The 26,952-nt window shown below is 62.4% G+C and carries 23 protein-coding genes and 1 tRNA gene; 14 read left to right on the forward strand and 10 right to left on the reverse strand.

The genetic code is table 11. The features are described 5' to 3' along the window. The first annotated feature begins 5 nt into the window (after nt 1-5). The 3 genes from dnaG to ACFWHB_RS03615 all read left to right on the forward strand — a co-directional run bounded on the left by dnaG (nt 6) and on the right by ACFWHB_RS03615 (nt 4,128). A complete protein-coding gene (gene dnaG / locus ACFWHB_RS03605; RefSeq protein ID WP_395949469.1) occupies nt 6-1,793 on the forward strand; it encodes a DNA primase in 1,788 nt (595 codons plus the stop codon). 183 nt (nt 1,794-1,976) lie between these two features. Further along, nucleotides 1,977-3,872, forward strand: coding sequence for an RNA polymerase sigma factor RpoD (gene rpoD, locus ACFWHB_RS03610; RefSeq protein ID WP_289976629.1), 1,896 nt, complete (start codon nt 1,977-1,979; stop codon nt 3,870-3,872). Nucleotides 3,873-4,051: 179 nt separating this feature from the next. After that, nucleotides 4,052-4,128, forward strand: a tRNA-Ile gene (locus ACFWHB_RS03615). A 48-nt stretch (nt 4,129-4,176) separates the two neighbouring features. Here the strand turns inward: ACFWHB_RS03615 and ACFWHB_RS03620 are convergent. The 6 genes from ACFWHB_RS03620 to purH all read right to left on the reverse strand — a co-directional run bounded on the left by ACFWHB_RS03620 (nt 4,177) and on the right by purH (nt 11,953). Further along, on the reverse strand, nt 4,177-4,647 hold the full coding sequence (locus ACFWHB_RS03620; protein ID WP_395949470.1) for a tetratricopeptide repeat protein: 471 nt from the start codon (nt 4,645-4,647) through the stop codon (nt 4,177-4,179). 177 nt (nt 4,648-4,824) lie between these two features. After that, nucleotides 4,825-7,401, reverse strand: coding sequence for an alpha amylase C-terminal domain-containing protein (locus tag ACFWHB_RS03625; RefSeq protein WP_395949471.1), 2,577 nt, complete (start codon nt 7,399-7,401; stop codon nt 4,825-4,827). Between the two features lie 288 nt (nt 7,402-7,689). After that, nucleotides 7,690-8,244, reverse strand: a complete 555-nt coding sequence (locus ACFWHB_RS03630; RefSeq protein ID WP_106885844.1) for a cytochrome b/b6 domain-containing protein — start codon at nt 8,242-8,244, stop codon at nt 7,690-7,692. Beyond that, nucleotides 8,225-8,599, reverse strand: coding sequence for a cytochrome b562 (locus tag ACFWHB_RS03635; protein ID WP_025328232.1), 375 nt, complete (start codon nt 8,597-8,599; stop codon nt 8,225-8,227). The genes ACFWHB_RS03630 and ACFWHB_RS03635 overlap by 20 nt, the downstream gene beginning before the upstream one ends. Nucleotides 8,600-8,968: 369 nt before the next feature. After that, complete coding sequence (gene purD, locus ACFWHB_RS03640; RefSeq protein WP_106885845.1) at nt 8,969-10,258, reverse strand: phosphoribosylamine--glycine ligase; 1,290 nt, start codon at nt 10,256-10,258, stop codon at nt 8,969-8,971. 102 nt (nt 10,259-10,360) lie between these two features. Then, on the reverse strand, nt 10,361-11,953 hold the full coding sequence (gene purH / locus ACFWHB_RS03645; protein WP_395949473.1) for a bifunctional phosphoribosylaminoimidazolecarboxamide formyltransferase/IMP cyclohydrolase: 1,593 nt from the start codon (nt 11,951-11,953) through the stop codon (nt 10,361-10,363). Nucleotides 11,954-12,375: 422 nt separating this feature from the next. Here purH and zntR point away from each other — a divergent pair, with 422 nt between their 5' ends. From zntR to ACFWHB_RS03660, 3 genes are all read left to right on the forward strand, one after another. Beyond that, a complete protein-coding gene (gene zntR / locus ACFWHB_RS03650; protein WP_395949474.1) occupies nt 12,376-12,813 on the forward strand; it encodes a Zn(2+)-responsive transcriptional regulator in 438 nt (145 codons plus the stop codon). Then, the gene (locus tag ACFWHB_RS03655) at nt 12,803-13,345 is read left to right on the forward strand and encodes a dihydrofolate reductase family protein (RefSeq protein WP_395949475.1); all 543 of its coding nucleotides are present in this window, start codon (nt 12,803-12,805) and stop codon (nt 13,343-13,345) included. The genes zntR and ACFWHB_RS03655 overlap by 11 nt, the downstream gene beginning before the upstream one ends. Nucleotides 13,346-13,462: 117 nt before the next feature. After that, nucleotides 13,463-13,678: a ribosome alternative rescue factor ArfA gene (locus tag ACFWHB_RS03660; RefSeq protein ID WP_395949476.1), complete on the forward strand. Its 216-nt coding sequence runs from the start codon at nt 13,463-13,465 to the stop codon at nt 13,676-13,678. 96 nt (nt 13,679-13,774) lie between these two features. On the opposite strand, the gene hemW is transcribed toward ACFWHB_RS03660, so the two are convergent. Next, nucleotides 13,775-14,920, reverse strand: coding sequence for a radical SAM family heme chaperone HemW (hemW, locus tag ACFWHB_RS03665; protein ID WP_395949477.1), 1,146 nt, complete (start codon nt 14,918-14,920; stop codon nt 13,775-13,777). Nucleotides 14,921-15,082: 162 nt separating this feature from the next. Further along, nucleotides 15,083-15,679, reverse strand: a complete 597-nt coding sequence (gene rdgB, locus ACFWHB_RS03670) for an RdgB/HAM1 family non-canonical purine NTP pyrophosphatase (protein ID WP_025328225.1) — start codon at nt 15,677-15,679, stop codon at nt 15,083-15,085. A 236-nt stretch (nt 15,680-15,915) separates the two neighbouring features. Between rdgB and ACFWHB_RS03675 the strand changes: the two genes are divergently transcribed. From ACFWHB_RS03675 to ACFWHB_RS03685, 3 genes are all read left to right on the forward strand, one after another. After that, on the forward strand, nt 15,916-17,082 hold the full coding sequence (locus ACFWHB_RS03675) for a multidrug effflux MFS transporter (RefSeq protein ID WP_162519103.1): 1,167 nt from the start codon (nt 15,916-15,918) through the stop codon (nt 17,080-17,082). 159 nt (nt 17,083-17,241) lie between these two features. After that, nucleotides 17,242-18,291: an oxidoreductase gene (locus ACFWHB_RS03680; RefSeq protein WP_395949478.1), complete on the forward strand. Its 1,050-nt coding sequence runs from the start codon at nt 17,242-17,244 to the stop codon at nt 18,289-18,291. A gap of 309 nt (nt 18,292-18,600) precedes the next feature. Continuing rightward, entirely contained in the window at nt 18,601-18,834 is a 234-nt protein-coding gene (locus ACFWHB_RS03685) for a hypothetical protein (protein ID WP_025328222.1), read from the forward strand. Nucleotides 18,835-18,917: 83 nt separating this feature from the next. On the opposite strand, the gene ACFWHB_RS03690 is transcribed toward ACFWHB_RS03685, so the two are convergent. Together ACFWHB_RS03690 and ACFWHB_RS03695 are read right to left on the reverse strand one after the other, a co-directional pair. After that, nucleotides 18,918-19,373 (reverse strand): NfeD family protein, encoded by a 456-nt coding sequence (locus ACFWHB_RS03690; protein ID WP_106885852.1) that lies wholly within the window; start codon nt 19,371-19,373, stop codon nt 18,918-18,920. After that, nucleotides 19,370-20,293: an SPFH domain-containing protein gene (locus ACFWHB_RS03695; RefSeq protein ID WP_025328220.1), complete on the reverse strand. Its 924-nt coding sequence runs from the start codon at nt 20,291-20,293 to the stop codon at nt 19,370-19,372. The genes ACFWHB_RS03690 and ACFWHB_RS03695 overlap by 4 nt, the downstream gene beginning before the upstream one ends. Before the next feature lie 198 nt (nt 20,294-20,491). Here ACFWHB_RS03695 and cysG point away from each other — a divergent pair, with 198 nt between their 5' ends. The 5 genes from cysG (at nt 20,492) to cysC (ending at nt 26,869) form a co-directional block, all read left to right on the forward strand. Continuing rightward, the gene (gene cysG, locus ACFWHB_RS03700) at nt 20,492-21,922 is read left to right on the forward strand and encodes a siroheme synthase CysG (protein ID WP_395949479.1); all 1,431 of its coding nucleotides are present in this window, start codon (nt 20,492-20,494) and stop codon (nt 21,920-21,922) included. A 108-nt stretch (nt 21,923-22,030) separates the two neighbouring features. Continuing rightward, nucleotides 22,031-22,939 (forward strand): sulfate adenylyltransferase subunit CysD, encoded by a 909-nt coding sequence (gene cysD / locus ACFWHB_RS03705; protein WP_139745786.1) that lies wholly within the window; start codon nt 22,031-22,033, stop codon nt 22,937-22,939. Nucleotides 22,940-22,950: 11 nt separating this feature from the next. Next, on the forward strand, nt 22,951-24,390 hold the full coding sequence (cysN, locus tag ACFWHB_RS03710) for a sulfate adenylyltransferase subunit CysN (protein WP_395949480.1): 1,440 nt from the start codon (nt 22,951-22,953) through the stop codon (nt 24,388-24,390). Nucleotides 24,391-24,394: 4 nt separating this feature from the next. Next, entirely contained in the window at nt 24,395-26,119 is a 1,725-nt protein-coding gene (locus ACFWHB_RS03715; protein WP_395949481.1) for an SLC13 family permease, read from the forward strand. Between the two features lie 159 nt (nt 26,120-26,278). Next, nucleotides 26,279-26,869 (forward strand): adenylyl-sulfate kinase, encoded by a 591-nt coding sequence (gene cysC, locus ACFWHB_RS03720; RefSeq protein WP_395949482.1) that lies wholly within the window; start codon nt 26,279-26,281, stop codon nt 26,867-26,869. Nucleotides 26,870-26,952: the final 83 nt, after the last annotated feature.

A 26,952-nucleotide genomic window follows, 5' to 3' on the forward strand; every position in this document is an offset into this window, starting at 1 on the left:
CGGTTATGGCAGGCAGGATCCCACAATCCTTTATCGATGATCTGCTCGTACGCACCGATATCGTCGAGTTGATCGACTCGCGGGTGCGGCTGAAGAAGGCCGGCAAGAACTATCAGGCTTGCTGTCCTTTTCATAACGAAAAAAGCCCCTCTTTCACCGTCAGTCAGGAGAAGCAGTTCTACCACTGCTTCGGCTGTGGCGCCCACGGCAACGCCATCGGCTTTGTCATGGAGTACGACGGACTCGAATTCCCCGACGCCATCGAAGAGCTCGCCAGCATGCAAGGCATGCAGGTGCCTCGCGAGCAGAGCCTGGGCGGTTCTGGCAGTGCCCAACCCGCCGTCAGCAAGGATCTCTTTGAGCTGATGAACCAGATCGCCCGCTTCTACGAAAGCAACCTGAAGAGCGCTTCCCATGCGGTGGAGTACCTGAAGGGACGCGGCCTGACCGGGGAAGTGGTCAAGCGCTTCAACATCGGCTATGCCCCGGGAGACTGGGATCAGGTGAGGCGCCGTTTCGGGACCAGCCGGGATCACGAACAGCTGCTCATCTCCGGCGGCATGCTGATCCCCCGCGACAGCGGTCCTGGCAGCTATGATCGCTTCCGTGATCGCATCATGTTCCCCATCCGTGACAAGCGGGGTCGGGTCATCGGCTTCGGTGGCCGGGTGCTGGGGGATGGCACGCCCAAGTACCTCAACTCGCCGGAGACCCCCATCTTTCACAAGGGGCGTGAACTGTTCGGCCTCTACGAGGTGAAGCAGGCACACAAGGATCCTCGTCGGATCCTTGTGGTGGAAGGCTATATGGACGTGGTGGCGCTCGGTCAGTATGACATCGACTATGCGGTGGCCGCGCTGGGGACGGCCACCACCAGTGACCATATCCACACCCTGTTTCGTACCACGGCGGAGGTGGTCTGCTGCTACGATGGCGACAACGCCGGCCGTGAAGCTGCATGGCGGGCGCTGGACAACGCCCTCTCCCATCTGCAGGACGGGCGCGAACTCAAATTCGTGTTTCTGCCGGATGGGGAGGATCCCGATTCTCTGGTCCGCCAGATCGGCAAGGAGGGGTTTGAGGCCTTGCTGGACGAGGCTCAGCCCTTCGCCGATTTCATGTTCGAACGTCTTGGGCGTGATGCCGCCCTTTCTGGTGAGGCGGGCAAGTTTGAAGTGGCCAACAAGGCTGCCGAACTGATCCGTCGCGTGCCGGAGGGCTTTACTCGCGAGGGATTGATCACCCGGCTCTCCAGCATGATGCGCTGGGGGGAGAATAAGCAGCGGATCGCCGAGCTGTTTGCCCGCAATAGCCAGCCCAAGGGCGAAGTCAGCAAGCCCAAGGCCGCCAAACTGACTCCCATTCGCCGGGCACTGGCTCTGATGGTGCAATATCCGGCGGTGACGGCTGAACTGCCGGCCATGCCGGAGCTGGCTGGGCTGCGGGTGCAGGGCATCAAATTCCTGTTGCAGCTGCATCAGCAGATCCTGACTCAGCCAGGGATCACCACCGGCATCTTGCTGGAGCACTGGCGCGGCACCAAGGAGGGGGAGATCCTGGCTCAGCTGGCCATGCACGACCTGTTTGAAGAGATCAAACTCGACCAGGAGCCGGATATTCTGGGAGAATTGCAGGATACCTTCGTCGGTTTCATCAACCAGTTTCTGAAGCAACGAATCGAAGAATTGCAGGCCAAGGTGGCCCAGGAAGGGCTAAGCTCTGAGGAAACACAGGAGCTGATGATGCTGATCAGAGAGGTACAGATTGAGAAAAGAAATGAGAGCGGGGCTTGATATTTGAGTGATTAGTCCCAATATGAATACCGTTGCCCGAATCGACGGGATTAAAAGCAAACATTTTATAACCGCCTGGCCCCGACAATACTGCGGGCAGGGGTTTCTCATGACCGACGCCGCAACCAGACATAGCATGTCTGGCGGTTTTCTATTAGAATTGGCTATTTGCGCAGCAGCGCACTGTACGCGCAACCTAGCAACACCAACCGGATGAGTTCTATGGAGCAAACCCCGCAGTCTCAGCTTAAACTCCTCGTTGCCAAAGGTAAAGAACAGGGCTACCTGACCTATGCCGAGGTGAACGATCACCTCCCGCAAGACATTGTCGACTCTGACCAGATCGAAGACATCATCCAGATGATCAACGATATGGGTATCCAGGTAGTGGAAAACGCCCCGGACGCCGATGATCTGATCATGGCCGAAGGTGGTACCGCCGATGAGGACGCTGCCGAAGCAGCGGCCCAGGCTCTGGCATCTGTTGAATCTGAGATTGGTCGCACGACCGATCCTGTCCGCATGTACATGCGGGAAATGGGTACCGTCGAACTGCTGACCCGTGAAGGCGAAATCGACATCGCCAAACGGATCGAGGACGGTATCAATCAGGTACAAAGCTCCGTTGCCGAGTACCCTGAAGCCATCACTTACCTGCTCGAACAGTACGACAAGTACGAAGCCGAGCAACTGCGTCTGTCCGACATCATCTCCGGCTTTATCGATCCGAACGAAGCGGACGACGTGGCGCCGACCGCCACTCACATCGGTTCTGAACTCAGTGAAGACGATCTCGCTGACGAAGACGAAGATGAAGACGAGGATGAAGACGAAGACGGCGACAGCTCCGACGACGATGGGGACGGTGGTCCGGATCCGGAAGTCGCCCGCGAGAAGTTCGGTGAACTGCGTGCCCAGTACGAAGTCACCCGTCTCTCCATCCAGAAGAATGGTCGCGCCCACGACGACACCCAGGCTGCCATCGCCCAGCTGGCCGATGTGTTCCGTCAATTCCGCCTGATGCCCAAGCAGTTCGATCGCCTGGTCAACAACATGCGGGAGATGATGGAGCGGGTTCGCGTGCAGGAACGCATCATCATGAAGCTCTGCGTTGAGCAGGCCAAGATGCCGAAGAAGACCTTCGTCGCGGCCTTCACCAACAACGAGTGCGAGACTGCCTGGTTTGAATACCAGAAGCAGGCTGGCAAGGCCTGGTCTCCCCGTCTGCTCGAGATGGACGAAGAAGTGCTGCGTTCCATCGGCAAGCTGCAGCAGATCGAAGAAGAGACCGGTCTGTCGATCGCCCAGATCAAGGACATCAACCGTCGCATGAGCATTGGTGAGGCCAAGGCCCGCCGTGCGAAGAAAGAGATGGTCGAGGCCAACTTGCGTCTGGTGATCTCCATCGCCAAGAAGTACACCAACCGTGGTCTGCAGTTCCTGGATCTGATCCAGGAGGGCAACATAGGTCTGATGAAGGCGGTGGACAAGTTTGAATACCGTCGTGGTTACAAGTTCTCGACCTATGCCACCTGGTGGATCCGTCAGGCCATTACCCGCTCCATCGCGGATCAGGCCCGTACCATCCGTATCCCGGTGCACATGATCGAGACCATCAACAAGCTCAACCGTATCTCCCGTCAGATGCTGCAGGAGATGGGTCGCGAACCGAACCCGGAAGAGCTGGCCATGCGCATGGGCATGCCGGAAGACAAGATCCGCAAGGTACTGAAAATCGCCAAGGAGCCTATCTCCATGGAGACGCCCATAGGTGATGATGAAGATTCCCACTTGGGCGACTTCATCGAAGATACCACCCTGGCCCTGCCGGCGGATGCGGCGACCAGCGAGAGCCTGCGCAACGCCACCCGCGAAGTGCTGGCCGGTCTGACTGCCCGCGAAGCCAAGGTGCTGCGGATGCGTTTCGGTATCGACATGAACACTGACCACACCCTCGAGGAAGTGGGCAAGCAGTTCGACGTCACCCGTGAGCGTATTCGTCAGATCGAAGCCAAGGCACTGCGTAAACTGCGCCACCCGAGCCGCTCGGAAGTGCTGCGCAGCTTCCTGGACGAATAGTCCTGAGGCACTGCCTGAGCCCTGTCTCAAAAGCCCCGCCATGCGGGGCTTTGTTTTATCCGGAAGCCTGGGTGCAAAAGATTAGCGGAATAGTGGACAAAAACTCGCCAAGTGGTTGATCTGCCTATGGACGGCTTATCTCACATCCCCTATAATCCACGCCGCAAAACCAAGATTCTGGCCCCTTAGCTCAGTTGGTTAGAGCAGTCGACTCATAATCGATTGGTCGCCCGTTCAAGTCGGGCAGGGGCCACCACATTCAGACAAAGCCGCTCATCATGAGCGGCTTTGTCGTTTCTGGCGTTCACCAGCGCCTGTCGAGATCCTCGGCGTAGAGTGCCATGGCGCGCCTGTAGGGGACGAGGGCAGGATCTGCAGTCGTCTCGGCCAGCACCGCCAGCAGCGTCTCCATCCCCTCCTTGTGGTGCCCCAGGTTGTAGCAGGCCATGGCACGGAACACCCTGAACTCGGTGGCGTCCGGAAAGCGAGCCAACCCCTGGTCGAAGGCGGCAAGGGCCTCGGCATATTGCCCGGTGCAGCGATAGGAGCTGCCAAGGCCGAGCCAGGCGCCGCGCAAGGAGGCCTCGCCCAGCCCCAGCCTGATGGCCTTCTGGTAGAGGGGGATGGCCTGTGCCTCGCGACCCTGCATGTCGTGCAGGCTGGCCACTTCATAATGCAGTTCGGCGTGTTGCGGGTGCTCGATGAGTTGCAGCAGGCCGTGCTGGCGGGCTTCTTCGATCCGTCCCTCGGCCTTGAGGGTTTCCAATAGTTTCATATGCGCTCCTGCATGGGGATGTGGAGGCAGTATGCCTGCCCGTCGGCGAACTGGGAACGGGGGGGCTGGCAGAGGGGCAGCGTGATGGCGCCATCGGGCCCATGAAAAGGCCTCCTGCCCTGTGGGAAGGAGGCCATGGGATGCCCGAAGGTCACAAGGGCGTCACGCCCCTGGGGCTTACTGGGCGCTCAGGCTGTAGGCCAGGGTCTGGTCGTTGAAGCGCACCACATAGGCACCGACCACTGCGGTGGTGATGTCGGCTCCGGCCAGCTCGGCCACGCCGTCCTTGTTGGTGTCGCCGTAGTTCTGGGTCCAGTCACCCTTGACGTCGAACTTGAAGCGCTGGCCGCCGCTGCCATCACCGGCCCCGGTGAAGGTGACGCCGGCCTGCCACTGGTGATCCCCCACCAGCATCATGGGGGTGGTGCCCCAGCCATTGGTGGTGCCACGGATGTTCAGGCTGGCGAGGTTCTTGGCATAGCCGACGCTGACCGGGGTCAGGCTGTATTGCAGGGTCTGGTCGTTGAAGCGCACCCGGTACTGGCCGCTGATCGGGGTCAGTATGTCGGCCCCCCCCTGTTCGGCCACGCCATCCTTGTTGGTGTCGCCATAGTTCTGGGTCCAGTCATCCTTGACGTCGAACTTGAAGCGCTGGTTGGCCTGGCCGTTGAAGGTGGCCAAGGCCTCCCACTGGTTGTCGGCAACCAGCGTCATGGCGAGCGAGCCCCAGGCATTGGGGGTGCCACGGAAGTTCAGGGTCGGCAGCACGCTGTTGTAGGCGCCGTTGCTGTCGGTGACAGTCACAGTTGCGCTGGCACTGGCGGTCAGCCCCTCGGCATCGGTGACTGTCAGGGTGACGGTATGGGTGCCCGGGGTATCGAACTGGACTGTCTCAGTGGGGGCGCTGCCGCCGGTAGACCAGCTGTAGCTCGTCACCCCCTCATCGTCGGTGGAGGCGGAGCCATCGAACACCACGCTCTCCCCCGTCTTGACGCTGAGGACCTTGGGTGAGAGGGCGGCGACCGGTGCCTGGTTGCTGGTGAGAGGGGTGACCGTATAGCGCAGATCGCCTTCGCTCAGGGTGATGCGGTAGCTGCCCGCCCCGCTGACCAGGATATCCTTGCTGCTGCCCTTGTCGGCGATGCCGTCCCCTTCGTTGTCGCCGTAGTTCTCGGTCCAGTTGCCGAAGACGTCGAACTTGAAGCGCTGGGCGCCGGTGGCGTCACCGCTGCCGGTCAGGGTCAGGGTGGCGGACCAGACGCGGTTGGCATCGACTGTCATGGGGGTGTTGCCCCAGGCGTTGTGGGTGCCGCGCAGGTTCATGCTGCTGAACTTGTTGCCAGGCAGGGCGGTGCCGCCGCAGGGGCTGGCCTTGGTGCAGCCGGCGATGATGGCGGCGGCCTTCATGGCCGGCACGTTCAGGCTGGCCTTGCCGCTGCCGTCGACGGTGACATAGCCCCCGCTGCAGTAGTCATTGCCACCCAGGAGGTTGCAGTACTCGCCCGCCGGCAGGCCGGTCTGCACCGAGGCCACCAGGCTGCCGCTCTCGTTGTTGATGGCGACGAAACCCTTGTCTCCCCGACCGAAGGCTATCTGGTTGTTGCCATTATCCCACCAGTGACTGACAGCTTGCCCTTCGGTTCTGTTGTGGAACAGGGCCATGTTCATGATGGTCGGGCGACGCTGCTCGCAGTTCCACTGGCCATCGGTGCAGGGCGTGCTGCCCGGCGCCCCCTTGTCGGTTTCATAGGTGCCCATGTTCTCGAAGCGGTAGCCCGACATCACCTGCTTCCAGCCATAGGGCCAGGCCATCATGAAGGTGTTGGCCAGCTCGTAGCGGGCACCGCTCATGAAGGTGAGCATGCCGCCGCCTCCGTGGCCGCGCTCGCGGTCGTGGTTGACCACGAAGACGAAGGCCTTGTTGGAGGGGAGCAGGCCCCAGCTCTCGCCGAGGGTCTTGAGGTTCTTGATCTGGCCGTTGAAGTTGGCGGCCAGATCCGTGCCGTATTTGAAGTCGGTGACAGTGTCGATATAGGTGTAGCGACCCGGCTGGATGTCGGGAGATTCCCCGCCTGCACCTATCACCTCCAGATAGGCTTTGGGGCTGCCCGCCTTGTCGAGTATGGCCTTCACCTCGCCGGGGGCCATGTGCTTGGCCGCATCGATGCGAAAGCCCGCCACGCCCCAACCCAGCAGGGTCTTCATGTAGCTGGCTATCTGATCCTGCACGTAGGGAGAGCCGGTATTGAGATCCGGCATGCCGTAGAGGGCGCCGTTCCAGACGTTGTTGCTGTCGCCGTAGTTGGTGATGTCACCGCTGTGGTGGAAGTCGTTGTAGCCGAACTGGGGATACTGATATTGCCCCGAGTTGTAGCTGCCGCCGCCGGTGGCTGTCCCGGTGCCCGAGGCCAGCTGGTTGAAGACGGCGTCCGCATAGACCTTGACCCCGGCCGCATTGCAGCGGGTGATCATGCTCCTGAGTTCCGCCTCGCTGCCGCCGAAGCTGTTGAAGTTCTTGAAGCTGACGGGCTGGTAGACGGTCCACCAGACCTGGCTCCCCTGCTTGTGCTCGGCGGGCGGAGTGATCTGGACGCCCCCGAACCCCTTGGGACCGAGCACTGTCTCGCACTCGTTGGCGATGTCGTTGAACTTCCATTGGAACAGATGGACCATGACCCCTTCGGCGGCGGCTGTGTGGGTGAATGAGCCCAGCACCGCGGCGAGCATGGCGGTTCGAAACACTGTGTTGTGCATGACGATTTTCCCTTCGATCTTGTTATTGACGTGTCACTGTCATCATGTCGAACGGACCACAGACAACCTCGTTCGGCTCTGTAGCATTCATGAAATCGAGGAGATTGAAAATCGTACAGCCGGGATTAGTTAAGAAGTGTGAATGAAAATGCTTTCATGGCGGCCGGGCAAAAGAGGGGGGGGCGTCGCGCCGTTGAGGGGGTAAAGCCGGTGCGGCCGCCTGGAAGAGGTGGCCTTGCGGTTGGACAAGCGGGGAAAGGAAGACGGGCACCCTGGTGCCCGTCTGCTTCAGGAGTGGGGTTCCTGCTGGCGCTCTGGTACCCGGCGCCGGCGGCGGGGCAGCATCCGGGTCACCAGGTTGCTGCGCTGACGCCAGGAGGTGTAGACGATGGCGCACAGGTGCAGAGCTATCATGGCCTGCAGTGCCCAGGTACACCAGAGATGCCAGTCGTCGGCCCCCAGCTCGAAGCCGGTCTCGGTGTTCTGGAACCAGCCGCTGCCGGCGGTCGCCAGCACCAGCAGCCAGAGTGCCCAGACCGCCAGCTTGCCGCTGCCGTGATGGCCGGGCGCCGCCGGTGCGCGCTCGCGCAGCGCCACCGCCTGCTGGCGGAAATCGTCCCGGCTCGGGATGAGGGCCCCAAGGCGGGCATGGCCCCGTGCCAGGGTGAGCCCCCACAGCAGGCGCAACCCGATCAGGGCCATGGCGCCATAGCCCAGCCATTCATGCCACTCTTCGCCCGCCTCGTTGAGCCAGAGGTTGCCGATGCAGACCGCTGCCACACCCCAGTGGGTGAGGCGGACCAGGCCATCCCAGTGGAAGGGATCAGCCTTTCTGCTTGGCATATTGGTGGTACTCCTTCTTCAGGTCATTGACCTTGGCCAGATGGGCCTGGGCCTTCTCCTGATCACCGGCCTGCAGGGCCGCCAGGCTGGCATCCAGCTCGCTCTGCACCTTGTTCATGCCCTCGAGGAACTTCTCCTTCTTGGCAGCCGGCATGTTTCTCTCCTTGGCCACATCGAGCTGGGCCTTCATCTCCTTGATGTGTTTCTCCATGGTGGCCGCATCATCTGCCTTGACGGCCTGCTTGTAGTTGAAGCCGATCTTCTTCATCGGCTGCTCCAGATCGCCGGCCATGGCGGGCAGGGTCATCAGGCCAAACATCAGGGGCAGCAGCAGGGGGCGCACAGTTTTCAACATGGGATTTCCTTATGAGACGACGATATTGCAGGTTCTTATGGCACTCATTTGAGTGCGGTATCATACAGCATGATGCCATGAAAGCGGGGCAATTGTATGGGGAAAGTGCGACCAATTGTGACGAAATGTGTGCATTGTGCTGTACATATGTAGTCAGAAGGGGGTGGGCTGGGGGCGGAAAATGGGCGACAACCCAGGGCCGCAGACCCGAGGCGGAGAGAGGTGCCAAGGGGATGAATGCCTCCTTGCCACCACCATGTCGGGCTTAGGGGGAAGTCTGGGGTTGGCTGGGCGGTTATCCGCGCCCCAGGTGGCCCGGGCAGCAAAAAGGGCCCGCAGGCCCTTGTGTTCGATGGGGGGAGACGGCCTTTACTTGGCCTGCTCGCGCTCGATGGCGCGCCAGCCGATGTCCTTGCGATAGAAGACACCGTCCCACTGGATGCGACCCGCCAGCTGGTAGGCGCGTTGCTGCGCCTCGGCGACGGTGTGGCCCAGCGCGGTGGCGCAGAGTACGCGGCCACCGGCGGTGACTATGGTGTCTCCCGCCAGCTGGGAGCCGGCATGGAATACCTTCTCGCCGCTCGCCTCTTCCACCGGCAGGCCGCTGATGGGCTTGCCCTGCTGGTAGTCACCGGGGTAACCGCCCGCCGCCAGCACCACGCCGATGGCGACGCGGGGATCATAGATGGCTTCGACTTGATCCAGCTTGCCGGCACAGGCGGCCAGACAGAGCTCCACCAGATCGGAGCGCATCCGCAGCATGATGGGCTGGGTCTCGGGGTCGCCGAAGCGGCAGTTGAACTCGATCACCTTGGGGTTGCCCTGGGGGTCTATCATCAGGCCGGCGTAGAGGAAGCCGGTGTAGACGTTGCCCTCGGCCGCCATGCCGCGCACCGTCGGCATGATCACCTGCTCCATCACGCGTTGATGCACCGCATCTGTCACCACTGGCGCCGGGGAGTAGGCCCCCATGCCGCCGGTGTTGAGGCCGGTGTCGCCGTCGCCGACCCGCTTGTGATCCTGGCTGGTGGCCATGGGCAGCACGTGCTCGCCGTCCACCATGACGATGAAGCTCGCCTCTTCCCCGTCCAGGAACTCCTCGATCACCACACGGGCGCCGGCGTCGCCGAAGGCATTGCCGGAGAGCATGTCGCGTACCGCCGCTTCCGCCTCTTCGAGGGTCATGGCGACGATGACGCCCTTGCCGGCGGCCAGACCGTCAGCCTTGATGACGATGGGGGCACCCTTCTCGCGCAGGTAGGCCAGAGCAGGCTCCACCTCGGTGAAGTTCTGGTAGTCGGCAGTGGGGATGGCGTGGCGCGCCAGGAAGTCCTTGGCGAAGGCCTTGGAGCCCTCCAGCTGGGCGGCGGCGGCGGTCGGGCCGAAGATGGCGAGCCCTTCGGCACGGAAGGCATCCACCACCCCTTTCACCAGGGGCGCTTCCGGCCCGACTATGGTGAGACCGATCTGCTGGGCCTTGGCGAAAGCCAGCAGGGCCTGGATGTCGGTCGCCTCTATGGCGACGTTCTCTATGCTGCCCTCGTGGGCGGTGCCCGCATTGCCGGGGGCGACGAACACCCGGGTCACCATGGGGGATTGCTTGGCCTTCCAGGCCAGGGCGTGTTCACGGCCGCCGTTGCCAATGATCAGTACTTTCATCGTATCGCTCGCTTCTATTTGTGATAACCGCCTGGGGCAGCGGTTGAAAATAGTCAGTTGAAAAGAGACAACAAAAGGGCCGCCAGTGGCGGCCCTGACTCATCAGTGACGGAAATGGCGCATGTTGGTGAACACCATGCACATGCCGTGCTCGTTGGCGGCCTTGATCACCTCGTTGTCGCGCATGGAACCACCTGGCTGGATGACGCAGGAGATGCCCGCGGCGGCGGCGGCATCTATGCCGTCGCGGAACGGGAAGAAGGCGTCGGAGGCCATGACGGAGCCCGCCACAGTCAGCCCTTCATCCTCGGCCTTGATGCCGGCGATCTTGGCGGAGTAGACCCGGCTCATCTGGCCGGCGCCCACGCCTATGGTCTGGCCGTCTTTGGCGTAGACGATGGCGTTGGATTTGACGAACTTGGCGACCTTCCAGCAGAACAGCAGGTCCTTGAGTTCGGCCTCGGTCGGCTGACGCTGGCTGACTACGGTCAGATCCCCCAGGGTGACCATGCCGTGATCCCGCTCCTGCACCAGCAGACCGCCGTTGACACGCTTGAGGTCAAAGCCTTGGGCCGGGGCAGTCCACTGGCCGCACTCGAGCAGGCGCACATTCTGCTTGGCGGCCACCGCCTCGCGGGCCGCCTGGCTGATGCTGGGGGCTATGATCACCTCGACGAACTGACGAGCGACTATGGCCGCCGCAGTGGCGCCATCCAGCTCGCGGTTGAAGGCGATGATGCCGCCAAAGGCGGAGGTGGGGTCGGTCTGGTAGGCGCGATCATAGGCACTCAGCAGATCCTCACCTATGGCGACGCCACAGGGGTTGGCGTGCTTGACGATGACGCAGGCCGGCTCGGCGAACTCCTTCACGCACTCCAGCGCCGCGTCTGTGTCGGCGATGTTGTTGTAGGAGAGCGCCTTGCCCTGCAGCTGGATGGCGCTTGCCACCGAGCCAGGTGCGGCCTGCTCTTCGGCGTAGAAGGCGGCAGCCTGGTGGCTGTTCTCGCCGTAGCGCATGTCCTGCTTCTTGATGAACTGGGCGTTGAAGGTGCGCGGGAAGCGGGACTCGGCGTCGCCTTCCTTGTTGTCACCGTAGGAGGGCACCAGGGTGCCGAAGTAGTTGGCTATCATGCCGTCGTAGGCGGCGGTGTGTTCGAAGGCCGCGATGGCCAGATCGAAGCGGGTAGCCAGGGTCAGGCTGTTGCCGTTGCCATCCATCTCGGCGATCACGCGGCCGTAATCGGCAGCCTTGACGACTATGGTGACGTCCTTGTGGTTCTTGGCGGCGGAGCGGACCATGGTCGGGCCGCCGATGTCGATGTTCTCGACGGCGTCTTCCAGGGTGCAACCGGGCTTGGCCACGGTGGCGGCGAAGGGGTAGAGGTTGACGACAACCATGTCGATGGGGGAGATAGCGTGCTGGGCCATGATGGCGTCATCCCGATCGCGGCGGCCGAGGATGCCACCGTGCACCTTGGGATGCAGGGTCTTGACCCGGCCATCCATCATCTCGGGGAAGCCGGTGTAGTCGGAGACCTCGGTCACCGGCAGGCCCACATCGGCCAGCAGCTTGGCGGTACCGCCGGTGGAGAGCAGGGCCACGCCACGCTCGTTGAGTGCCTTGGCAAATTCCAGGATGCCAGTCTTGTCAGACACACTCAGCAGCGCACGGCGAATGGGTCGAGCTTGTTCCATCACACTATCGTCCTCAGCATAACGGGGACCGTTCCATGGGAGGCGAGGCTCAACACAGAGAGTCCCCAAATAAATGGAAGTGGGGGATTTCGCAAACCACTCTCGCCAAAAAGACCTGCTGTTGGCAAACGCGTTTTAGGAAATGCCCGCTTGACGCGACGCTCTCTTGTGGGCGCGTATTCTACACAAAAAATGTGAGCCGTGGTGGATTTTTTAAAGAGACAAAGCCTTGTGTGGTGCGGTGTTAAACGTTTTCTGATGATTTTTTGTGAAACGTTTGTCTTTTCAGTGTTTTGAGGGTAAAGAGCCGGGAAGGCCGGGGTTGGCTGCCGCTTTCCTGCCTTTGGCTGGCAATCGCCGGGCAAAGGGGCGATAGTGGAATCCGGTTTATATTGAGTACCATATTTGGCGGGAGAGGAAGGATGTATCGGATCGGGGAACTGGCCAAGGCGTGCGGGGTGAAGGCGGACACCCTGCGCTTTTACGAGAAGAACGGACTCATCTCGCCGGGGATCCGCAACGAGTCGGGTTACCGCCTCTATGGGGAGCAGGACAGGCGGCGGCTGGAGTTCATCATCCGCGCCAAGTCGGTGGGCTTCTCCCTGGCGGACATAGGCGAGCTGCTCGCCCTCGACACCAACAAGGCCAGAGTCACCTGTCAGGAGGTGAAGGCGGTGGCCGACACCAAGCTGGCCCAGGTGGAGCAGAAGATTATCGAGCTGACCCGCTTTCGGGAGAACCTGAAGGCGCTCTCCGACATCTGCTGCGGCGGCCCTCGCTCGGCGGAGCACTGCGCCATCCTGGAGACCCTGGAGTCCGGCACCCCTTCCCGTCACGAGCATCACGACCATGAGCACTGAGCGCCATCGCCCCCGGGTCTCTGCCTTCCTCGCCCTCTCCCTCGACGGTTTTATCGCGGGGGAGGGGAACGATCTCGCCTGGCTGGAACCCTATAGCGGCGACTCCCAGGAGGAGACCGGCTACGGCGCCCTGATGGCCAGCGCAGATCTGCTGCTGATGGGGCGCAACAGCTACGAAACCGTGCTCGGCTTCCCCGAGTGGCCCTACGGCGACAAACCTGTGACCGTGCTGACCCACAGGCCCGCCACGCCCCGTGCCCATGTCACTTTCCGGCAGGGGGCGCTGGCGCAGGTGCTGAGCGAGCTGTGGCAGGAGGGGGCGCGCCACCTCTATCTGGACGGTGGCGAGGTCGTGAGGCAGGGTCTGCAAGCCGGGCTGGTGGACGAGCTGACCCTGTTCTGGGTGCCGGTGGTGCTGGGCAAGGGCGTCTCGCTGTTTGGCGGCGAGCCGCTGCCAGAGCGGCTTGTCCCACTCTCCACTGCAGTGCTGGCGAGCGGCCTGGTGCGGGTGATCTACCGGCCCGCTCCCTGAGCCAGGGCAATCCGCCCCGGCCTCTTGCACTCGGGGGCCGGGAGGCGCACAATCGGCGCGTTTTTATTTCCACTGGCGTATTTTTAGCCAGTTTCAACCACACAGACAGGAGCCAATATGGCCAAGAAGAAGCGGGTCGATATCATCGATCAGGCCCACGATCATGGGCGGGGCGTCATCCAGGACAATCACCTCAAGGCATTGGTGACCTCAACCCTCTTCCAGGCCAGGGTCGAACCAAGCAAGAAGGGCAAGGGCAGCTACCAGCGCAAGGCCAAGCACGGCCAGCGGTGGGTGCCCGGTCAACAGCGGATGGTACGCGTCTGCTGCTGAGCGGGTTTCTGCCGCTAGGCATGACTGAAACAGAGAGGGTGCCATGGGCACCCTCTCTGTTTTGGCGGTGAAGCCAGACCTTGATGCCCCGTCGGCTTATTCGTCCATAAAGAGCTCGAGCAGCACGTTGAGATAGCGATGGCCGAGAGACGTCAGCTGCCAGCACTCTCCCAAGTCTTCGATAAGCTCCTTGGTCTGGGCAACCGCCAGCATGGTTTCCACCCGCTCCAGCGGCAGCCCTGTATAGGCCTCGAACTCCGCCTTGGGGGCGGGCTCGAACAGTCTGAACCTGTTCATGAAGTACTCCAGCGGCAGATCGTCCGCGCTCACCTGCCACTGGCTGTCCAGATAGGAGCGGGCAGGGTCCAGATAACCCTTGGGGTGCTTCACCTTGGCGGTGCGCAGGATCTGATGGTTCGCGAGATCCGTCACCTTGCCGTGGGCACCGCAGCCTATGCCCAGATAGTCGCCAAAGCGCCAGTAGTTGAGGTTGTGGCGGCACTGATAGCCCGCCTTGGCGTAGGCCGAGATCTCGTACTGCTGATAACCCTGGGCGGTGAGCATGGCGTGGCCCTGCTCATAGATGTCCCACAGGGTGTCATCCTCTGGCAGCTTGGGCGGCTTGGAGGCGAACGCCGTGTTCGGCTCTATGGTGAGCTGATACCAGGAGAGATGGGGCGGCGCGCAGTCCATGGCCTGCTGCAGATCATAGAGGGCGTCTTCCAGGCTCTGATCCGGCAGGCCGTGCATCAGATCCAGGTTGAAGGTGGGCAGCTTGATGGCATGGGCCAGCTCGGCGGCCTTGCGTGCCTCCTCCGGCCCGTGGATACGGCCGAGCCGGGTCAACTTTTCTTGCTGGAAGCTCTGCACCCCGATGGAGATGCGGTTGATGCCGGCGCGCTGGAAGCCGGCGAACTTGTCCGCCTCAACCGTGCCTGGGTTGGCCTCCATGGTGATCTCGCAATCCGGGGTCAGTGCGATGCGCCCACGCACCCCGTCCAGCAGCGCCTGCATGGCTTCCACGGAGAGCAGACTCGGCGTACCACCGCCGATAAAGATGGAGGAGAGCGGGCGCCCCTGGGCCCAGTGCAGATCCTGGCTCAGATCCTCCAGCAGGGCGGCCACGTACTCCAGGTGGGGCAGCTCCCCCTTCTGGGCGTGGGAGTTGAAGTCGCAGTAGGGGCACTTCTGGACGCACCAGGGCACATGGATATAGAGGGAGAGGGGCGGCAGTTGCAGCATGGGGTTTCCAATAATCAAAAATCAAAACGGGGGCCTGGCTGGCTCCCCATGGTCAATGAGGGCCTGCGCTCGTTGAACCGGGAGGCCATAAGCAACACGGGGGCCGACGGCCCCCATTGTAGATGAAATGCGTGCCGGCGTATCCCGGAGCCCGGTCGGGTCTCAGTGCGCCGCGGCCAGCGCCGCCTTGAGCTTGGCCAGGGCCTGGCCACGGTGACTTAGCTGGTTTTTGAGCTCAGCCGGCATCTGGGCCGAGGTGCAGTCGTGATCCGGCACGAAGAAGACGGGATCATAGCCAAAGCCGTGCTGACCACGGGGCTCGTCGATGATCATCCCCTCCCAGCTCGCCTGGCAGATGATGGGGGTGGGATCGTCGGCGTGGCGCATATAGACCAGCACGCACCAGAAGCGGGCGCTCTTGAGGTAGTCGGGGGCACCTTGCAGCTCGGCCAGCAGCTTGTCGATGTTCTCCTTGTCGCTGGCACCGGCACCGGCAAAGCGGGCGGAGTAGACGCCGGGGCGACCGTGCAGCAGATCCACTTCGAGGCCGGAGTCGTCAGCGACGGCGGGCAGGCCCGTGATGCGGGCGGCGTGGCGTGCCTTGATGATGGCATTCTCGACGAAGGTGGTGCCGGTCTCGTCGGCATCGGAGACCGCAAACTCGCTCTGTGGGATCACCTGGATCTTCATATCGGCCAGCATGGCGGCCAATTCCTTCACCTTTTTCTGGTTCCCTGTTGCCAGGACAAGCTTGTTCATCGCACACCTCCGCAAAAATAATCTGCGCATTCTATGCGGGGCAGGGGTTTAGTAAAAGCGCCAATTGCCTGCAATCCGGCACCGGATGAGGGCTGCCCTGGTCGTGCTGAGAGGCAGATAAAATACATGTTTCCTCATAGGAATAACCAAAGTGATTAAATACCATTTCAATTCATTACTCTGAGTCAGTAGACTCGCGCACCAATCGATTTTCCCCCTAGGGCTTGAGGTGACTGATGCCATTGATTCTTCTGCTTGTACTCCTGGTGCTGTTCAGCCCGCTGGCCATCGACATCTATCTGCCCGCCATCCCGCAGATGGCCGAGCAGCTGGGGGCCGAGGTGACCCTGATGCAGGGCACCATCACCTGGTTTCTGTTCAGCATGGGGCTGGGTCAGCTGCTGGTGGGGCCGCTCGCCGACCGCTACGGCCGCAAGCCCATCGCCCTTGGCGGCGTGCTGCTCTACGGGCTGAGCGCCCTGGCCGCCGGCTTTGCCGCCAGCCTGGGCGAGCTGATGCTGGCGCGGGTGTTGCAAGGCTTCGGTGCCTGTGCCACCTCGGTCGCCGCCTTCTCCGTGGTGCGTGACAGCTATGGCCCCAAGAAGAGCGGTCAGATGATCTCCTACCTGAACGGCGCCATCTGCTTCATCCCCGCCCTGGCGCCCCTGCTCGGTGGCTGGCTCACCGCCAAGGCGGGCTGGTCGGCCAACTTCTGGTTTATGGCCGGGTACGCCGTTGTGGTCGGCAGCTGGCTGCTGTGGCGCATGCCGGAGACTCGCCCGGAGGAGACCAGCAGCAGCGGCCCGCTCATCAGCTGGTCCCGCTACAGCCCTGTGCTGCGCTCCCCGAGCTTCCTGTTCAACGCGGCGCTCTGCATGCTGGCGATGGCGGTGATCCTGGCCTATGTCACGGCGGCGCCGGTACAGCTGATGGTGAAGCTGGGTCTGGACATGAACGGCTTCAGCTACTGGTTCACCGCCAACGCGGCGCTCAACATCCTGGCCTGCTTCCTGGCGCCGCGCTTCATCGCCAGGGTAGGACCGAGACGCACCCTGCGCATCGGCCTGCTGGTGTTGCTGCTGTCAGCCATCCTGCTGACGCTGACCATGCACCTGGCTCATCCGCTGGCGATGATGGGGCCCGTGTTCCTCTCCAGCATCGGCTTCGCCATGATACTGGGTGCAGCAGCCGGCATGGCGCTGGCCCCCTTCGGCCACTGCGCCGGCACCGCCGCCGCCCTGCTCGGCCTGTTCCAGATGAGCGGCTCCGGCGCCCTGGTGGGGATCACCGGATGGCTGATGCCGGATCCCCTGAGCCAGTTGGCACTGCACATGTGGCTGCTGCTGCCACCCTTGCTGATGCTGATGACGCGACAGGGTCGTCGCCTCTGCCTGCAGCCTTGATGCGCGGGGGCACAACCCCCGGCGTTGATGGATAACGTCGCTTGCACAGGCAATAAATCCTGTGCTCTGATGAACGAAACGGGGGCTTTAGGCCCCCTTCTTTTTTGGGCGCAACCTCGCCAGGTGCCTATCATATTGGACAGTTCAGCGGAGAATCCCATGAGTCAGACAATCAACGCCGCCCTGGTGGGCTATGGCTTTGCAGGACAGACCTTCCACGCCCCCTTCCTGACCAGCACCCCGGGGCTTGCCCTGCGCTGGGTGGTGAGTCGGGATGCCGCCAAGGTGCAGGCCGAGCTGCCCGGCTGCCGCGTCGGCTCGCTGGACGAGGTGCTGGCCGACAGCACTGTCGATCTGGTGGTGATAGCGACCCCCAACGATACCCACGCCCCCATCGCCCGTCAGGCACTGCTGGCGGGCAAGCACGTGGTGATCGACAAGCCGTTCGCGCTGGATCTGGCCGAAGCCGAGGCGCTCGTCGAGCTGGCCGAGAAGCAGCAGCGGCTGCTCAGCATCTTCCACAACAGGCGCTGGGACGGGGATTTCCTCACGGTACGCCGCCTGCTGGCGGAAGGGGCGCTGGGCAAGATCGCCCAATTTGAATCCCATTTCGATCGCTACCGCCCCGAAGTCCGTCAGCGCTGGCGGGAGGCGGGCGGCCCGGGTTCCGGGCTCTGGTTCGATCTCGGTCCCCACATCCTGGACCAGGCGTTGCAGCTTTTCGGCCAGCCTGACTGGATCCAGGCGGATTTGGCCGCCCAGCGCCCGGGGGCACTGAGCGATGACTACTTCCACGTGGTGCTGGGCTACGGCGCGCTTCGGGTGATACTGCACGGCAGCTGTCTGGTCTCTGCCACCATGCCGCGCTTCGTCATCCACGGCAGCGAAGGATCCTTTATCAAGTTCGGCATGGATGTGCAGGAGGAGCAGCTCAAGCTCGGCCTGCGCCCGCCCGCGGTGAACTGGGGCCAGGATCCCGAACCCGGCCAGCTCAGCCGCATGGTGGAGGGGCAGCCCCTGGTGCAGGCGGTGAGCGGGGAGGCCGGGGATTACGGCGCTTACTACAGCGGTGTCTGCGCCGCCATCAGGGGTGAGGCGAGCAACCCAGTGCCCGCTGTGGAGGCCCTGGCGGTGATGGCGCTGCTGGATCTGGCCAGAGAGAGCGACAGCCAGGGGCGGCGGCTGATTTGTCAGAAGCTGTCTGATTGAGGTCACTTTCACTATCTGGGTGATGGCTGCCGAAATGGCAACGATTGACTGACAATCGTTCTCTTGTTGGTGTTTAATTGTGCTGTTGCGCGTCAACAAAGGCGTATTGTATTAATATTGGTCGTTGCAGTAGTTCTTTTTATCTAGCCAACGAGAAAATATCATTGTGATACGCGTTTTCATTGGCCGCATATGGGGATATATTTCGCGCGCCTCCTGACTCCCGGTGGCTCGCTGTTTTACCGGGGGCGAAGACGCACAGTGATGGTTATTGACACCATCTCTCCATCTTTTTTTGAGGGTATGCACATGAACAAAGTACTGGTAGCCGGTATCCTGGGTCTGATGTTGACCGCCTGTGGTCAGAAAGAAGAAGCCGCCGCTCCGGCTGCTACTCCGGCCGCCGACGTTGCTGCAACTGTTAGCGAAGCTGCCTCTACCGTAGAGAAGGCTGCTTCCGAAGCGTCTGCTACCGTCGAGAAGGCTGCTGCTGACGTGGCCACCAAGGCAGAAGCTGCTGTGAGCGATGCCAAGGCCAACTAAGCCTGCACCTCATAAAAAAAACGGGCCCGGCGGTAACGCCGGGCCCGTTTTTTTATGGCCACTGTGGGGCTGATGCTGCCCAGTCAGGGCAGCGGCTCCACCAGCAGAATGTGGGAGTCGGCCCCCACCACCTTGACCCGGCTGCCTGCCGGCAGCGGCACAGGGCAGCGCACAGTCCAGACGGTGTCATCCAGATGCACCCGGCTTGTGCCCTGGCTCACCTCATCCAGCAGGGTCAGCTCCCGCCCCAGATAGCTCTGCATCCGCTCGTTGATGGGGGCGGCCGCATCGCGGCTCGAGCGGTCGCGCTTGTGCTGCCAGCGCCACCAGGCCCAGGTGGTCACCAGGGACTGCGCCGCAAACAGCAGCAGCTGGGCCTGCCAGCCGAAGGGCCAGAGCAGCAGGATCAGGCCGACTTCCAGCGCGGCTATGCCGGTCCAGAGCAGAAAGCCCACCGACCCCAGCACCTCTATGGCCAGCAGCACGAAGCCGAGCCCCAGCCAGTGCCAGTGGGTCAGCCCCTCGAACAGGGCTGTCATGACTTGCCGACCTTGCCATCTTTGTTGAACAGCTCGGCCATGCCCGCCACCGAGCCAATCAGGCTGCCCGCCTCCAGCGGCATCATGATGATCTTGCTGTTGGGCCCTTCACCTATGCGGGCCAGCGCCTCTGTGTATTTCTGGGCCACGAAGTAGTTGATGGCCTGCATATCCCCCTCGGCGATGGCCTTGGAGACCATATGGGTCGCCTTGGCTTCCGCCTCGGCGGCACGCTCCCGCGCCTCGGCGGCGAGGAAGGCGGCCTGGCGTTCCCCCTCGGCTTTGAGGATCTGGGACTGCTTCTCTCCTTCCGCTTTCAGGATCTTGGACTGGCGCACCCCCTCGGCCTCCAGCACCTCGGCCCGTTTCTGCCGCTCGGCCTTCATCTGGGCGTTCATGGCTTCCACCAGGGCCAGCGGCGGGCGCACATCCTTGATCTCGATCCGGGTCACCTTGATGCCCCAGGGGGCGGTGGCCGCATCCATGGTGCGCAGCAGCTTCTCGTTGATGGTGTCGCGCTGGGAGAGCATCTCGTCCAGCTCCATGGCGCCCAGCACTGTCCGCATGTTGGTCATGGTCAGATTGCGGATGGCGCTGGTGAGATCGTTGACCTCATAGGCCCCTTTGCGGGCATCCACCACCTGCACGAAGCTGATGGCGTCTATGGTGACGTTGGCGTTGTCCCGGGAGATCACCTCCTGGGCCGGGATGTCCAGCACCTGCTCCATCATGATGATCTTGTGGCCGACTCTGTCCACATAGGGGATCAGCAGGTTGAGACCGGGGGAGAGGGTACGGGTGTAGCGGCCGAAGCGCTCCACAGTCCAGTTGAAACCCTGGGGCACTATCTTGATGCCCGCGCTCAGGGTGGCCAGCACCAGGAACACGAAGATCCCCAGCACAATCAATGACTCATTCATGGTAAAGCTCCTTATGAAACACTTTCACTAGCCTAGGGTCTGGTGCGAACCACCACAAGGACATTCGCTCCCCTTTGCCACAACATGGTTTTGCTAATTACTAAAACGTATTAAAGAGCATTTTTTATTATTTTGAGGGATAAGGGCTCCTGCCTATAGTCGCCCCAGATGTCGTCGTATGCCGAGGAGTGGGCCCTGATGGATTATTTACCTATGTTTGCCAGGTTGGAAGGCCGCCCGGTATTGCTGGTGGGCGGGGGCGAGGTTGCCCTGCGCAAGGCGCGCCTGTTGCTGGCGGCAGGTGCCCGGCTGACCCTGGTCTCCCCCGAGCTCGAGCCCGACTTCCATGAATTTGCCGGTCGCTTCACCCATGTGGCTGCGCGCTTCGACCCGGCCCATCTGGCCGGCCAGATCCTGGTGGTGGCTGCCACCGACAGCCTTGAGGTCAACGCCCTCGTCTATCAGAGCGCCAATCAGCTCGGGCTCTTTGTGAATGTGGTGGACGACCCCGAGCGCTCCAGCTTTATCTTCCCCTCCATCATCGACCGCTCGCCCCTGATGGTGGCCGTCTCCAGCGGCGGCAAGGCCCCTGTGCTGGTGCGCCTGCTGCGCGAGCGACTCGAGAGCCTGTTGCCCCGCCATCTGGGCGGACTGGCCGAGCTCTCGGGCCGGGTGCGGGTCAAGGCCAAGCGGGTGCTAGCTTCTCTCTCCGATCGCCGCCGCTTCTGGGAGCGGGCCTTTGCTTCCAACACCCTCGCCGGTCTGATTGAGAAAGAGGATTGGCAGGGGGCAGAGGGCTGGCTCAATGAGGGGCTCGACAAAGCCCAAAGCGAAGTGGGCGAGGTGGTATTGGTGGGGGCAGGCCCCGGGGATCCTGGCCTGCTGACCCTCAAGGCGCTGCAACAGATTCAACAGGCCGAAGTGGTGCTCTATGACCAGCTGGTCTCCCCGGAGATCCTGGATCTGGTGCGCCGTGACGCCACCCTGGTGTCGGTCGGCAAGAAGGCCGGTGCCCACAGCGTGCCCCAGGAGGAGACCAATCGTCTGCTGGTGCAATACGCCAGGGCGGGCAACCGTGTGGTGCGGCTCAAGGGAGGAGATCCCTTCATGTTCGGCCGCGGCGGCGAGGAGCTGGAAGTGCTGGCAGAAGAGGGCATCCCCTTCTCGGTGGTGCCCGGCATCACGGCCGCCGCCGGCGCCACCGCCTATGCGGGCATACCGCTAACCCACCGCGACCATGCCCAGAGCGCCGTCTTTATTACCGGCCACTGCCAGAAAGAGGGCAAGGAGCCCGACTGGCAGCAGCTAGCCATGACCCAGCAGACGCTGGTCATCTACATGGGGTTGATGCGCTCCGAGCATATCCAGCAGCAGTTGGTGAGCCATGGCCGAGGCCAGGGCACCCCCATCGCCATCATAGAGCGGGGCACCACCGCCCGTCAGCGCGTGCTGACCGGCACCCTGGCTGACCTGGCCGTACTGGCCGAGCAGGCGGTAAGCCCGTCGCTCATCGTCATCGGCGAGGTGGTGGCCTTGCGCAAGCAACTCGCCTGGTTTGGCGAACAGGGTGGCGAACAGGCCGAAACAGAGGCGAGCCGCCACGACCTGAAGCTGGTGAGCCTGGCCTGAGGGCAGGCCGCGACAGCAACCGATTTGACGGTGCGGCCAAGGCGGCACCGAACTGAACCAGAACTGCGCCCCGAGCAGGCGCGATAGCAATGAACCGAGGACCCAGACATGGACCGTGAAAGACTGACACACCTGCAACAGCTGGAAGCCGAGAGCATCCACATCATCCGCGAGGTGGCTGCCGAATTTGAAAACCCGGTGATGATGTACTCCATCGGCAAGGACTCCTCCGTCATGCTGCACCTGGCCCGCAAGGCCTTCTACCCGGGCAAGATCCCCTTCCCCCTGCTGCACGTGGACACCAACTGGAAGTTCAAGGAGATGATCAAGTTCCGGGACGAGACCGCCAAGAAGTACGGGCTGGATCTTATCGTCCACAAGAACCCGGATGGCCTGGCCATGGACATCAACCCCTTCGTGCACGGCAGTGGCAAGCACACCGATATCATGAAGACGGAGGGGCTCAAGCAGGCGCTCAACAAGTACGGCTTCGATGCCGCCTTCGGCGGTGCGCGCCGGGACGAGGAGAAGTCCCGGGCCAAGGAGCGGGTCTACTCCTTCCGTGACAAGTCCCACCGCTGGGATCCGAAGAACCAGCGCCCTGAGCTGTGGCGTGTCTACAACAGCCAGGTCAACAAGGGGGAGAGCATCCGTGTCTTCCCGCTCTCCAACTGGACCGAGCTGGACATCTGGCAATACATCTATCTCGAGAACATCGACATAGTGCCGCTCTATTTCGCGGCCATGCGTCCCGTGGTGGAGCGCAGCGGCATCAAGATCATGGTGGATGACGAGCGCATGCCCATAGGCCCGGAAGACGAGGTGAAGCAGGAGCTGGTGCGCTTCCGCACCCTGGGCTGCTACCCGCTGACCGGGGCCATCGAATCCAATGCCACCACCTTGCCCGAGATCATCGAAGAGATGTTGCTCACCACCTCGAGCGAACGGCAAGGGCGGCTCATCGACCACGATCAGGCCGGCTCCATGGAGCAGAAGAAGCGTCAGGGATATTTCTAAGGAATCGCATCATGAACAACCATATTCAGACCGCCATCAGCGAACAGGGCATTGAAGCCTACCTGCACGCCCAGCAACACAAGAGCCTGCTGCGCTTTCTCACCTGCGGCAGCGTGGACGACGGCAAGAGCACCCTGATCGGTCGCCTGCTGCACGACTCCCAGCAGATCTATGAAGATCAGTTGAAAGCGCTGGAGTCCGACAGCCAGAAGCTCGGCACCACGGGGGAAAAACTCGATCTGGCACTGCTGGTGGACGGCCTGCAGGCCGAGCGCGAGCAGGGCATCACCATAGACGTGGCCTACCGCTATTTCTCTACGGCGAAGCGCAAATTTATCATCTCGGATACCCCGGGCCACGAGCAGTACACCCGCAACATGGCCACCGGCGCCTCCACCTGCGATCTCGCCATCATATTGATCGATGCCCGCAAGGGGGTGCTGGATCAGACCCGTCGCCACAGCTTTATCGCGAGCCTGCTCGGCATCAAGCAGTTCGTGGTGGCGGTCAACAAGATGGATCTGGTGGAGTTCAGCCAGGAGGTGTTCGATCGCATCAGTGCCGAATACCGCGAATTCGCCAAGAAGCTCAGCGTCGACACCATCCACATAGTGCCGGTCTCGGCCCTGGACGGTGACAACGTGGTCAACCAGAGCGACAAGCTGGCCTGGTATCAGGGCGAAACCCTGCTCGCCCTGCTGGAGAGCGCCGATGTGATACAAAATGCGGAGCGCGAGCTGGAATGCCACCCGGTGCGCCTGCCGGTGCAGTACGTGAACCGCCCGAACCTGGATTTTCGCGGCTTCGCGGGCACCCTGGCCTCCGGCATCCTGAGGGTCGGCGACCGGCTTGCGGTGCTGCCGTCCGGCAAGGAGAGCACTGTGACCCGCATCGTCACCTTCGACGGGGATCTGGACTACGCCCTGCCGGGTCAGGCCATCACCGTCACCTTCGCGGACGAGATCGACATCAGCCGGGGCGACCTGCTGGTGGATGCGGCGAAGAAGCCCCAGGTGACCCAGAACGTGCTGGCTCACATCGTCTGGATGGGGGAGGAGTCCCTGCAACCGGGCCGGGTCTATGACGTCAAGCTGGCCACCAAGAAGAGCCGTGGCCAGGTGGAGGCCATCCGCCATCGCATCGAGATCAACAAGCTGGACGAGCTGCCGGCCTCCGAGCTCAAGCTCAACGAGATCGGCCTGTGCGAAGTGAGCCTGACCGACCCGGTGGCGTTCGACCCCTATGCGGATATCCGCGACACCGGCAGCTTCATCCTGATCGACCGGCTGACCAACGTCACCGTGGGCGCGGGCATGATAGTGGAAGGGCTGACCGCAAAAGCGGTGGCAGGGCAGTACAGCGAGTTCGAGATCGAGCTCAACGCCCTGGTGCGCAAGCATTTCCCCCACTGGCAGGCGCTGACCATCAGCAACGATTCCGGCAAGGAGTAAGCCCATGACCTGGCAACAATCCCTGGTGCTGGGTCTGCTGGCTGCCCTCGTCGCCCTGCTGATCCAGGGCAAACTCCGGCCGGCGCTGCTCTTTTCGGGCGCCGTGCTCATCACCTATCTGAGTGGACTGGCGGACATCAACGCCGTGGTGGCGGGCTACACCAACAGCGCCCTGCTGACCCTGGTGTTGCTGCTGCTGGTCTCCTTGGCGGTGGAGAAGACCCGGATCATGAGCTGGTTCGCCAACCTGGTGGGCACCGGCTCCTTCAACAAGGTGCTGGTCAAGGTGTGGTTCTCCACCGCCTTCCTGTCGGCCTTCGTCAACAACACCGCCGTGGTGGCCTCCATGCTGGGGGCAGTCAAACGCAACCCCAACCATGCCCCCTCCCGGCTGTTGCTGCCCATGTGCTTCGCGGCCACCTTTGGCGGCGTGCTGACCCTGATCGGCACCTCCACCAACCTCATCGTCAACAGCTTCCTCATCAAGATGGGGGCGCCGCCGCTGGGCATGTTCGACTTCTTTATGGTGGGTGCTGGCACATTATTGACAGGGCTGGTGGCCGTGCTGCTGTTTGCCCGTCACCTGCCGGAGCAGGACACAGAAATGAGCCGGGAATCCGGCTATTTTCTCGAGGCCAAGGTGGGGGCCGGTTCCCCCATGGCCGGGCGCAGCGTCAAGGAGAACGGCCTGCGCAGCCTCAAAAGCCTCTATCTGGCGGAGATCATTCGCGGCGATCAGGTGATCTGCCCGGTGCAGCCGGAACACGAGCTGCATGAGGGGGACATGCTGCTGTTTTGCGGTGACGTGGAGAGCGTCGGCGTGCTGCAGGAGCTCAAGGGGCTGGATCTCTACGGCCAGCACCGCCTCAACGGCCAGCACCTGGTGGAGGTGATCGTCAGCCACAGCTCGCGACTGGTGGGGCAATCCATCAAGGATGCGGAGTTTCGCACCCACTTTGATGCGGTGGTGCTGGCGGTGCGCCGTGGCGAGACCCAGCTCACCGGCGGCCTCGGCCAGATTGAGCTGCACGCCGGCGACACCCTGCTGCTGGCCCCCGGCCCCAAGTTTGCGGGCAACAAGTCCCTCTCCCGGGAATTCGTGGTGGTGAGCGGGCTCGAAGCCTCCACCCGGCTCGATGGCAAGCGTAGCGCCGCCGTGGTGCTGGGCTTTCTCGGGGTGCTGGCGCTGTCGGTGTTCGAGCTGGTGCCGCTGTTCAAGGGGCTGCTGGTGATGCTGGTAGTGCTGCTCTTCTCCCGCATCCTGACCCTGGACGAGATCCGCCGCCGCTTTCCGCTGGACATCTGGCTGGTGGTGGGCGGGGCCCTCGCCATCGCCGATCAGCTGGAGAAGAGCGGCCTGGCCAGGTTGATTGCCGACTGGCTGATGGGGGAGTTCAACGGTTCCAGCCCACTCATCGCCTTTATCGGCATCTACCTGTTCACCCTGGTGCTGACCGAGCTGATGAGCAACAACGCCGCCGCGGCCCTGGCCTTCCCCATGGGCTACCAGCTGGCGCTCAGCATGGATGTCTCCACCATGCCGTTCATCCTGGCGGTGCTGTTCGGGGCCAGCTCCAGCTTCATACTGCCCTATGGCTACCAGACCAACCTCATGGTCTATGCGGCGGGCAACTACAAGATGCCGGACTACCTCAAGCTGGCAGTGCCTGTCTCCCTGGCCTACAGCCTCGGGGTGATTGTCATGGTGCCCCTGCTGTTTCCGTTTTAAGGCGTAACCCTCTTCGTTTTGGGGCCCTGATGCCTCGCAAGGAGTTTGAATGAGCAATACCATGGCATCAGCAAGTTATCGGCTGACAGTCCGAATCGGCTCCCCGTGGTTGTGGACAGTTTCAGTGTTGAGGCGTGAGCGCCAATCAAGGAGTGTTGGATGAGCAATATCGTGTGGCATGCCCATGCCGTCGACAAACAGAGCCGGGCCGAGCTGAAGGGACAAAAGCCGCTGGTGATCTGGTTCACCGGGCTGTCGGGGGCGGGTAAATCCACCCTGGCGGGGGCACTGGAGCAGGCGCTGGCCGCCTCGGGCAAGCACACCTATCTGCTGGACGGGGACAACGTGCGCCACGGCCTGTGCGGGGATCTGGGCTTTGATGACGCCGCCCGCCAGGAGAATATCCGCCGGGTCGGCGAGGTGGCGAAACTGATGGTGGATGCGGGCCTTATCGTGCTCACCGCCTTTATCTCGCCGTTCCGTGCCGAGCGGGATCTGGTGCGAAACCTGTTGGGAGCGGACGAGTTTGTCGAGGTGTTTGTGGATGCGCCGCTCGCCGTCTGTGAAGAGCGCGACCCCAAGGGGCTCTACAAGAAGGCGCGGGCAGGGGAGATCCGCAACTTTACCGGAATTGACTCCGCCTACGAGGCACCGGAGCAGCCGGAAATCCATCTGCTTAATGCCGATAAATCGGTGGCGGTGTTGGTGGATGAGTTGATGACCGCCCTGCGGCAGGGGAACTACCTGTAGTTTTTGGGTTTCGTTACCTGATAAAGGGAGTCGGATTGTTATCCCGGCAACCGGGTAATGACCCGGGCAGCAAGCGTAAGCAG

Source organism: Aeromonas mytilicola subsp. aquatica (genome assembly GCF_044336385.1).
Classification (GTDB): domain Bacteria; phylum Pseudomonadota; class Gammaproteobacteria; order Enterobacterales; family Aeromonadaceae; genus Aeromonas; species Aeromonas rivipollensis.

What these genes read in the sequence shown, in the direction of transcription:
- dnaG (WP_395949469.1), top strand. Translation starts at nt 6, where the DNA reads ATGGCAGGCAGGATCCCACAATCCTTTATCGATGATCTGCTCGTACGC.
- ACFWHB_RS03620 (WP_395949470.1), bottom strand. Translation starts at nt 4,647, where the DNA reads ATGAAACTATTGGAAACCCTCAAGGCCGAGGGACGGATCGAAGAAGCC.
- ACFWHB_RS03625 (WP_395949471.1), bottom strand. Translation starts at nt 7,401, where the DNA reads ATGCACAACACAGTGTTTCGAACCGCCATGCTCGCCGCGGTGCTGGGC.
- ACFWHB_RS03630 (WP_106885844.1), bottom strand. Translation starts at nt 8,244, where the DNA reads ATGCCAAGCAGAAAGGCTGATCCCTTCCACTGGGATGGCCTGGTCCGC.
- ACFWHB_RS03635 (WP_025328232.1), bottom strand. Translation starts at nt 8,599, where the DNA reads ATGTTGAAAACTGTGCGCCCCCTGCTGCTGCCCCTGATGTTTGGCCTG.
- purD (WP_106885845.1), bottom strand. Translation starts at nt 10,258, where the DNA reads ATGAAAGTACTGATCATTGGCAACGGCGGCCGTGAACACGCCCTGGCC.
- purH (WP_395949473.1), bottom strand. Translation starts at nt 11,953, where the DNA reads ATGGAACAAGCTCGACCCATTCGCCGTGCGCTGCTGAGTGTGTCTGAC.
- zntR (WP_395949474.1), top strand. Translation starts at nt 12,376, where the DNA reads ATGTATCGGATCGGGGAACTGGCCAAGGCGTGCGGGGTGAAGGCGGAC.
- ACFWHB_RS03655 (WP_395949475.1), top strand. Translation starts at nt 12,803, where the DNA reads ATGAGCACTGAGCGCCATCGCCCCCGGGTCTCTGCCTTCCTCGCCCTC.
- ACFWHB_RS03660 (WP_395949476.1), top strand. Translation starts at nt 13,463, where the DNA reads ATGGCCAAGAAGAAGCGGGTCGATATCATCGATCAGGCCCACGATCAT.
- hemW (WP_395949477.1), bottom strand. Translation starts at nt 14,920, where the DNA reads ATGCTGCAACTGCCGCCCCTCTCCCTCTATATCCATGTGCCCTGGTGC.
- rdgB (WP_025328225.1), bottom strand. Translation starts at nt 15,679, where the DNA reads ATGAACAAGCTTGTCCTGGCAACAGGGAACCAGAAAAAGGTGAAGGAA.
- ACFWHB_RS03675 (WP_162519103.1), top strand. Translation starts at nt 15,916, where the DNA reads ATGCCATTGATTCTTCTGCTTGTACTCCTGGTGCTGTTCAGCCCGCTG.
- ACFWHB_RS03680 (WP_395949478.1), top strand. Translation starts at nt 17,242, where the DNA reads ATGAGTCAGACAATCAACGCCGCCCTGGTGGGCTATGGCTTTGCAGGA.
- ACFWHB_RS03685 (WP_025328222.1), top strand. Translation starts at nt 18,601, where the DNA reads ATGAACAAAGTACTGGTAGCCGGTATCCTGGGTCTGATGTTGACCGCC.
- ACFWHB_RS03690 (WP_106885852.1), bottom strand. Translation starts at nt 19,373, where the DNA reads ATGACAGCCCTGTTCGAGGGGCTGACCCACTGGCACTGGCTGGGGCTC.
- ACFWHB_RS03695 (WP_025328220.1), bottom strand. Translation starts at nt 20,293, where the DNA reads ATGAATGAGTCATTGATTGTGCTGGGGATCTTCGTGTTCCTGGTGCTG.
- cysG (WP_395949479.1), top strand. Translation starts at nt 20,492, where the DNA reads ATGGATTATTTACCTATGTTTGCCAGGTTGGAAGGCCGCCCGGTATTG.
- cysD (WP_139745786.1), top strand. Translation starts at nt 22,031, where the DNA reads ATGGACCGTGAAAGACTGACACACCTGCAACAGCTGGAAGCCGAGAGC.
- cysN (WP_395949480.1), top strand. Translation starts at nt 22,951, where the DNA reads ATGAACAACCATATTCAGACCGCCATCAGCGAACAGGGCATTGAAGCC.
- ACFWHB_RS03715 (WP_395949481.1), top strand. Translation starts at nt 24,395, where the DNA reads ATGACCTGGCAACAATCCCTGGTGCTGGGTCTGCTGGCTGCCCTCGTC.
- cysC (WP_395949482.1), top strand. Translation starts at nt 26,279, where the DNA reads ATGAGCAATATCGTGTGGCATGCCCATGCCGTCGACAAACAGAGCCGG.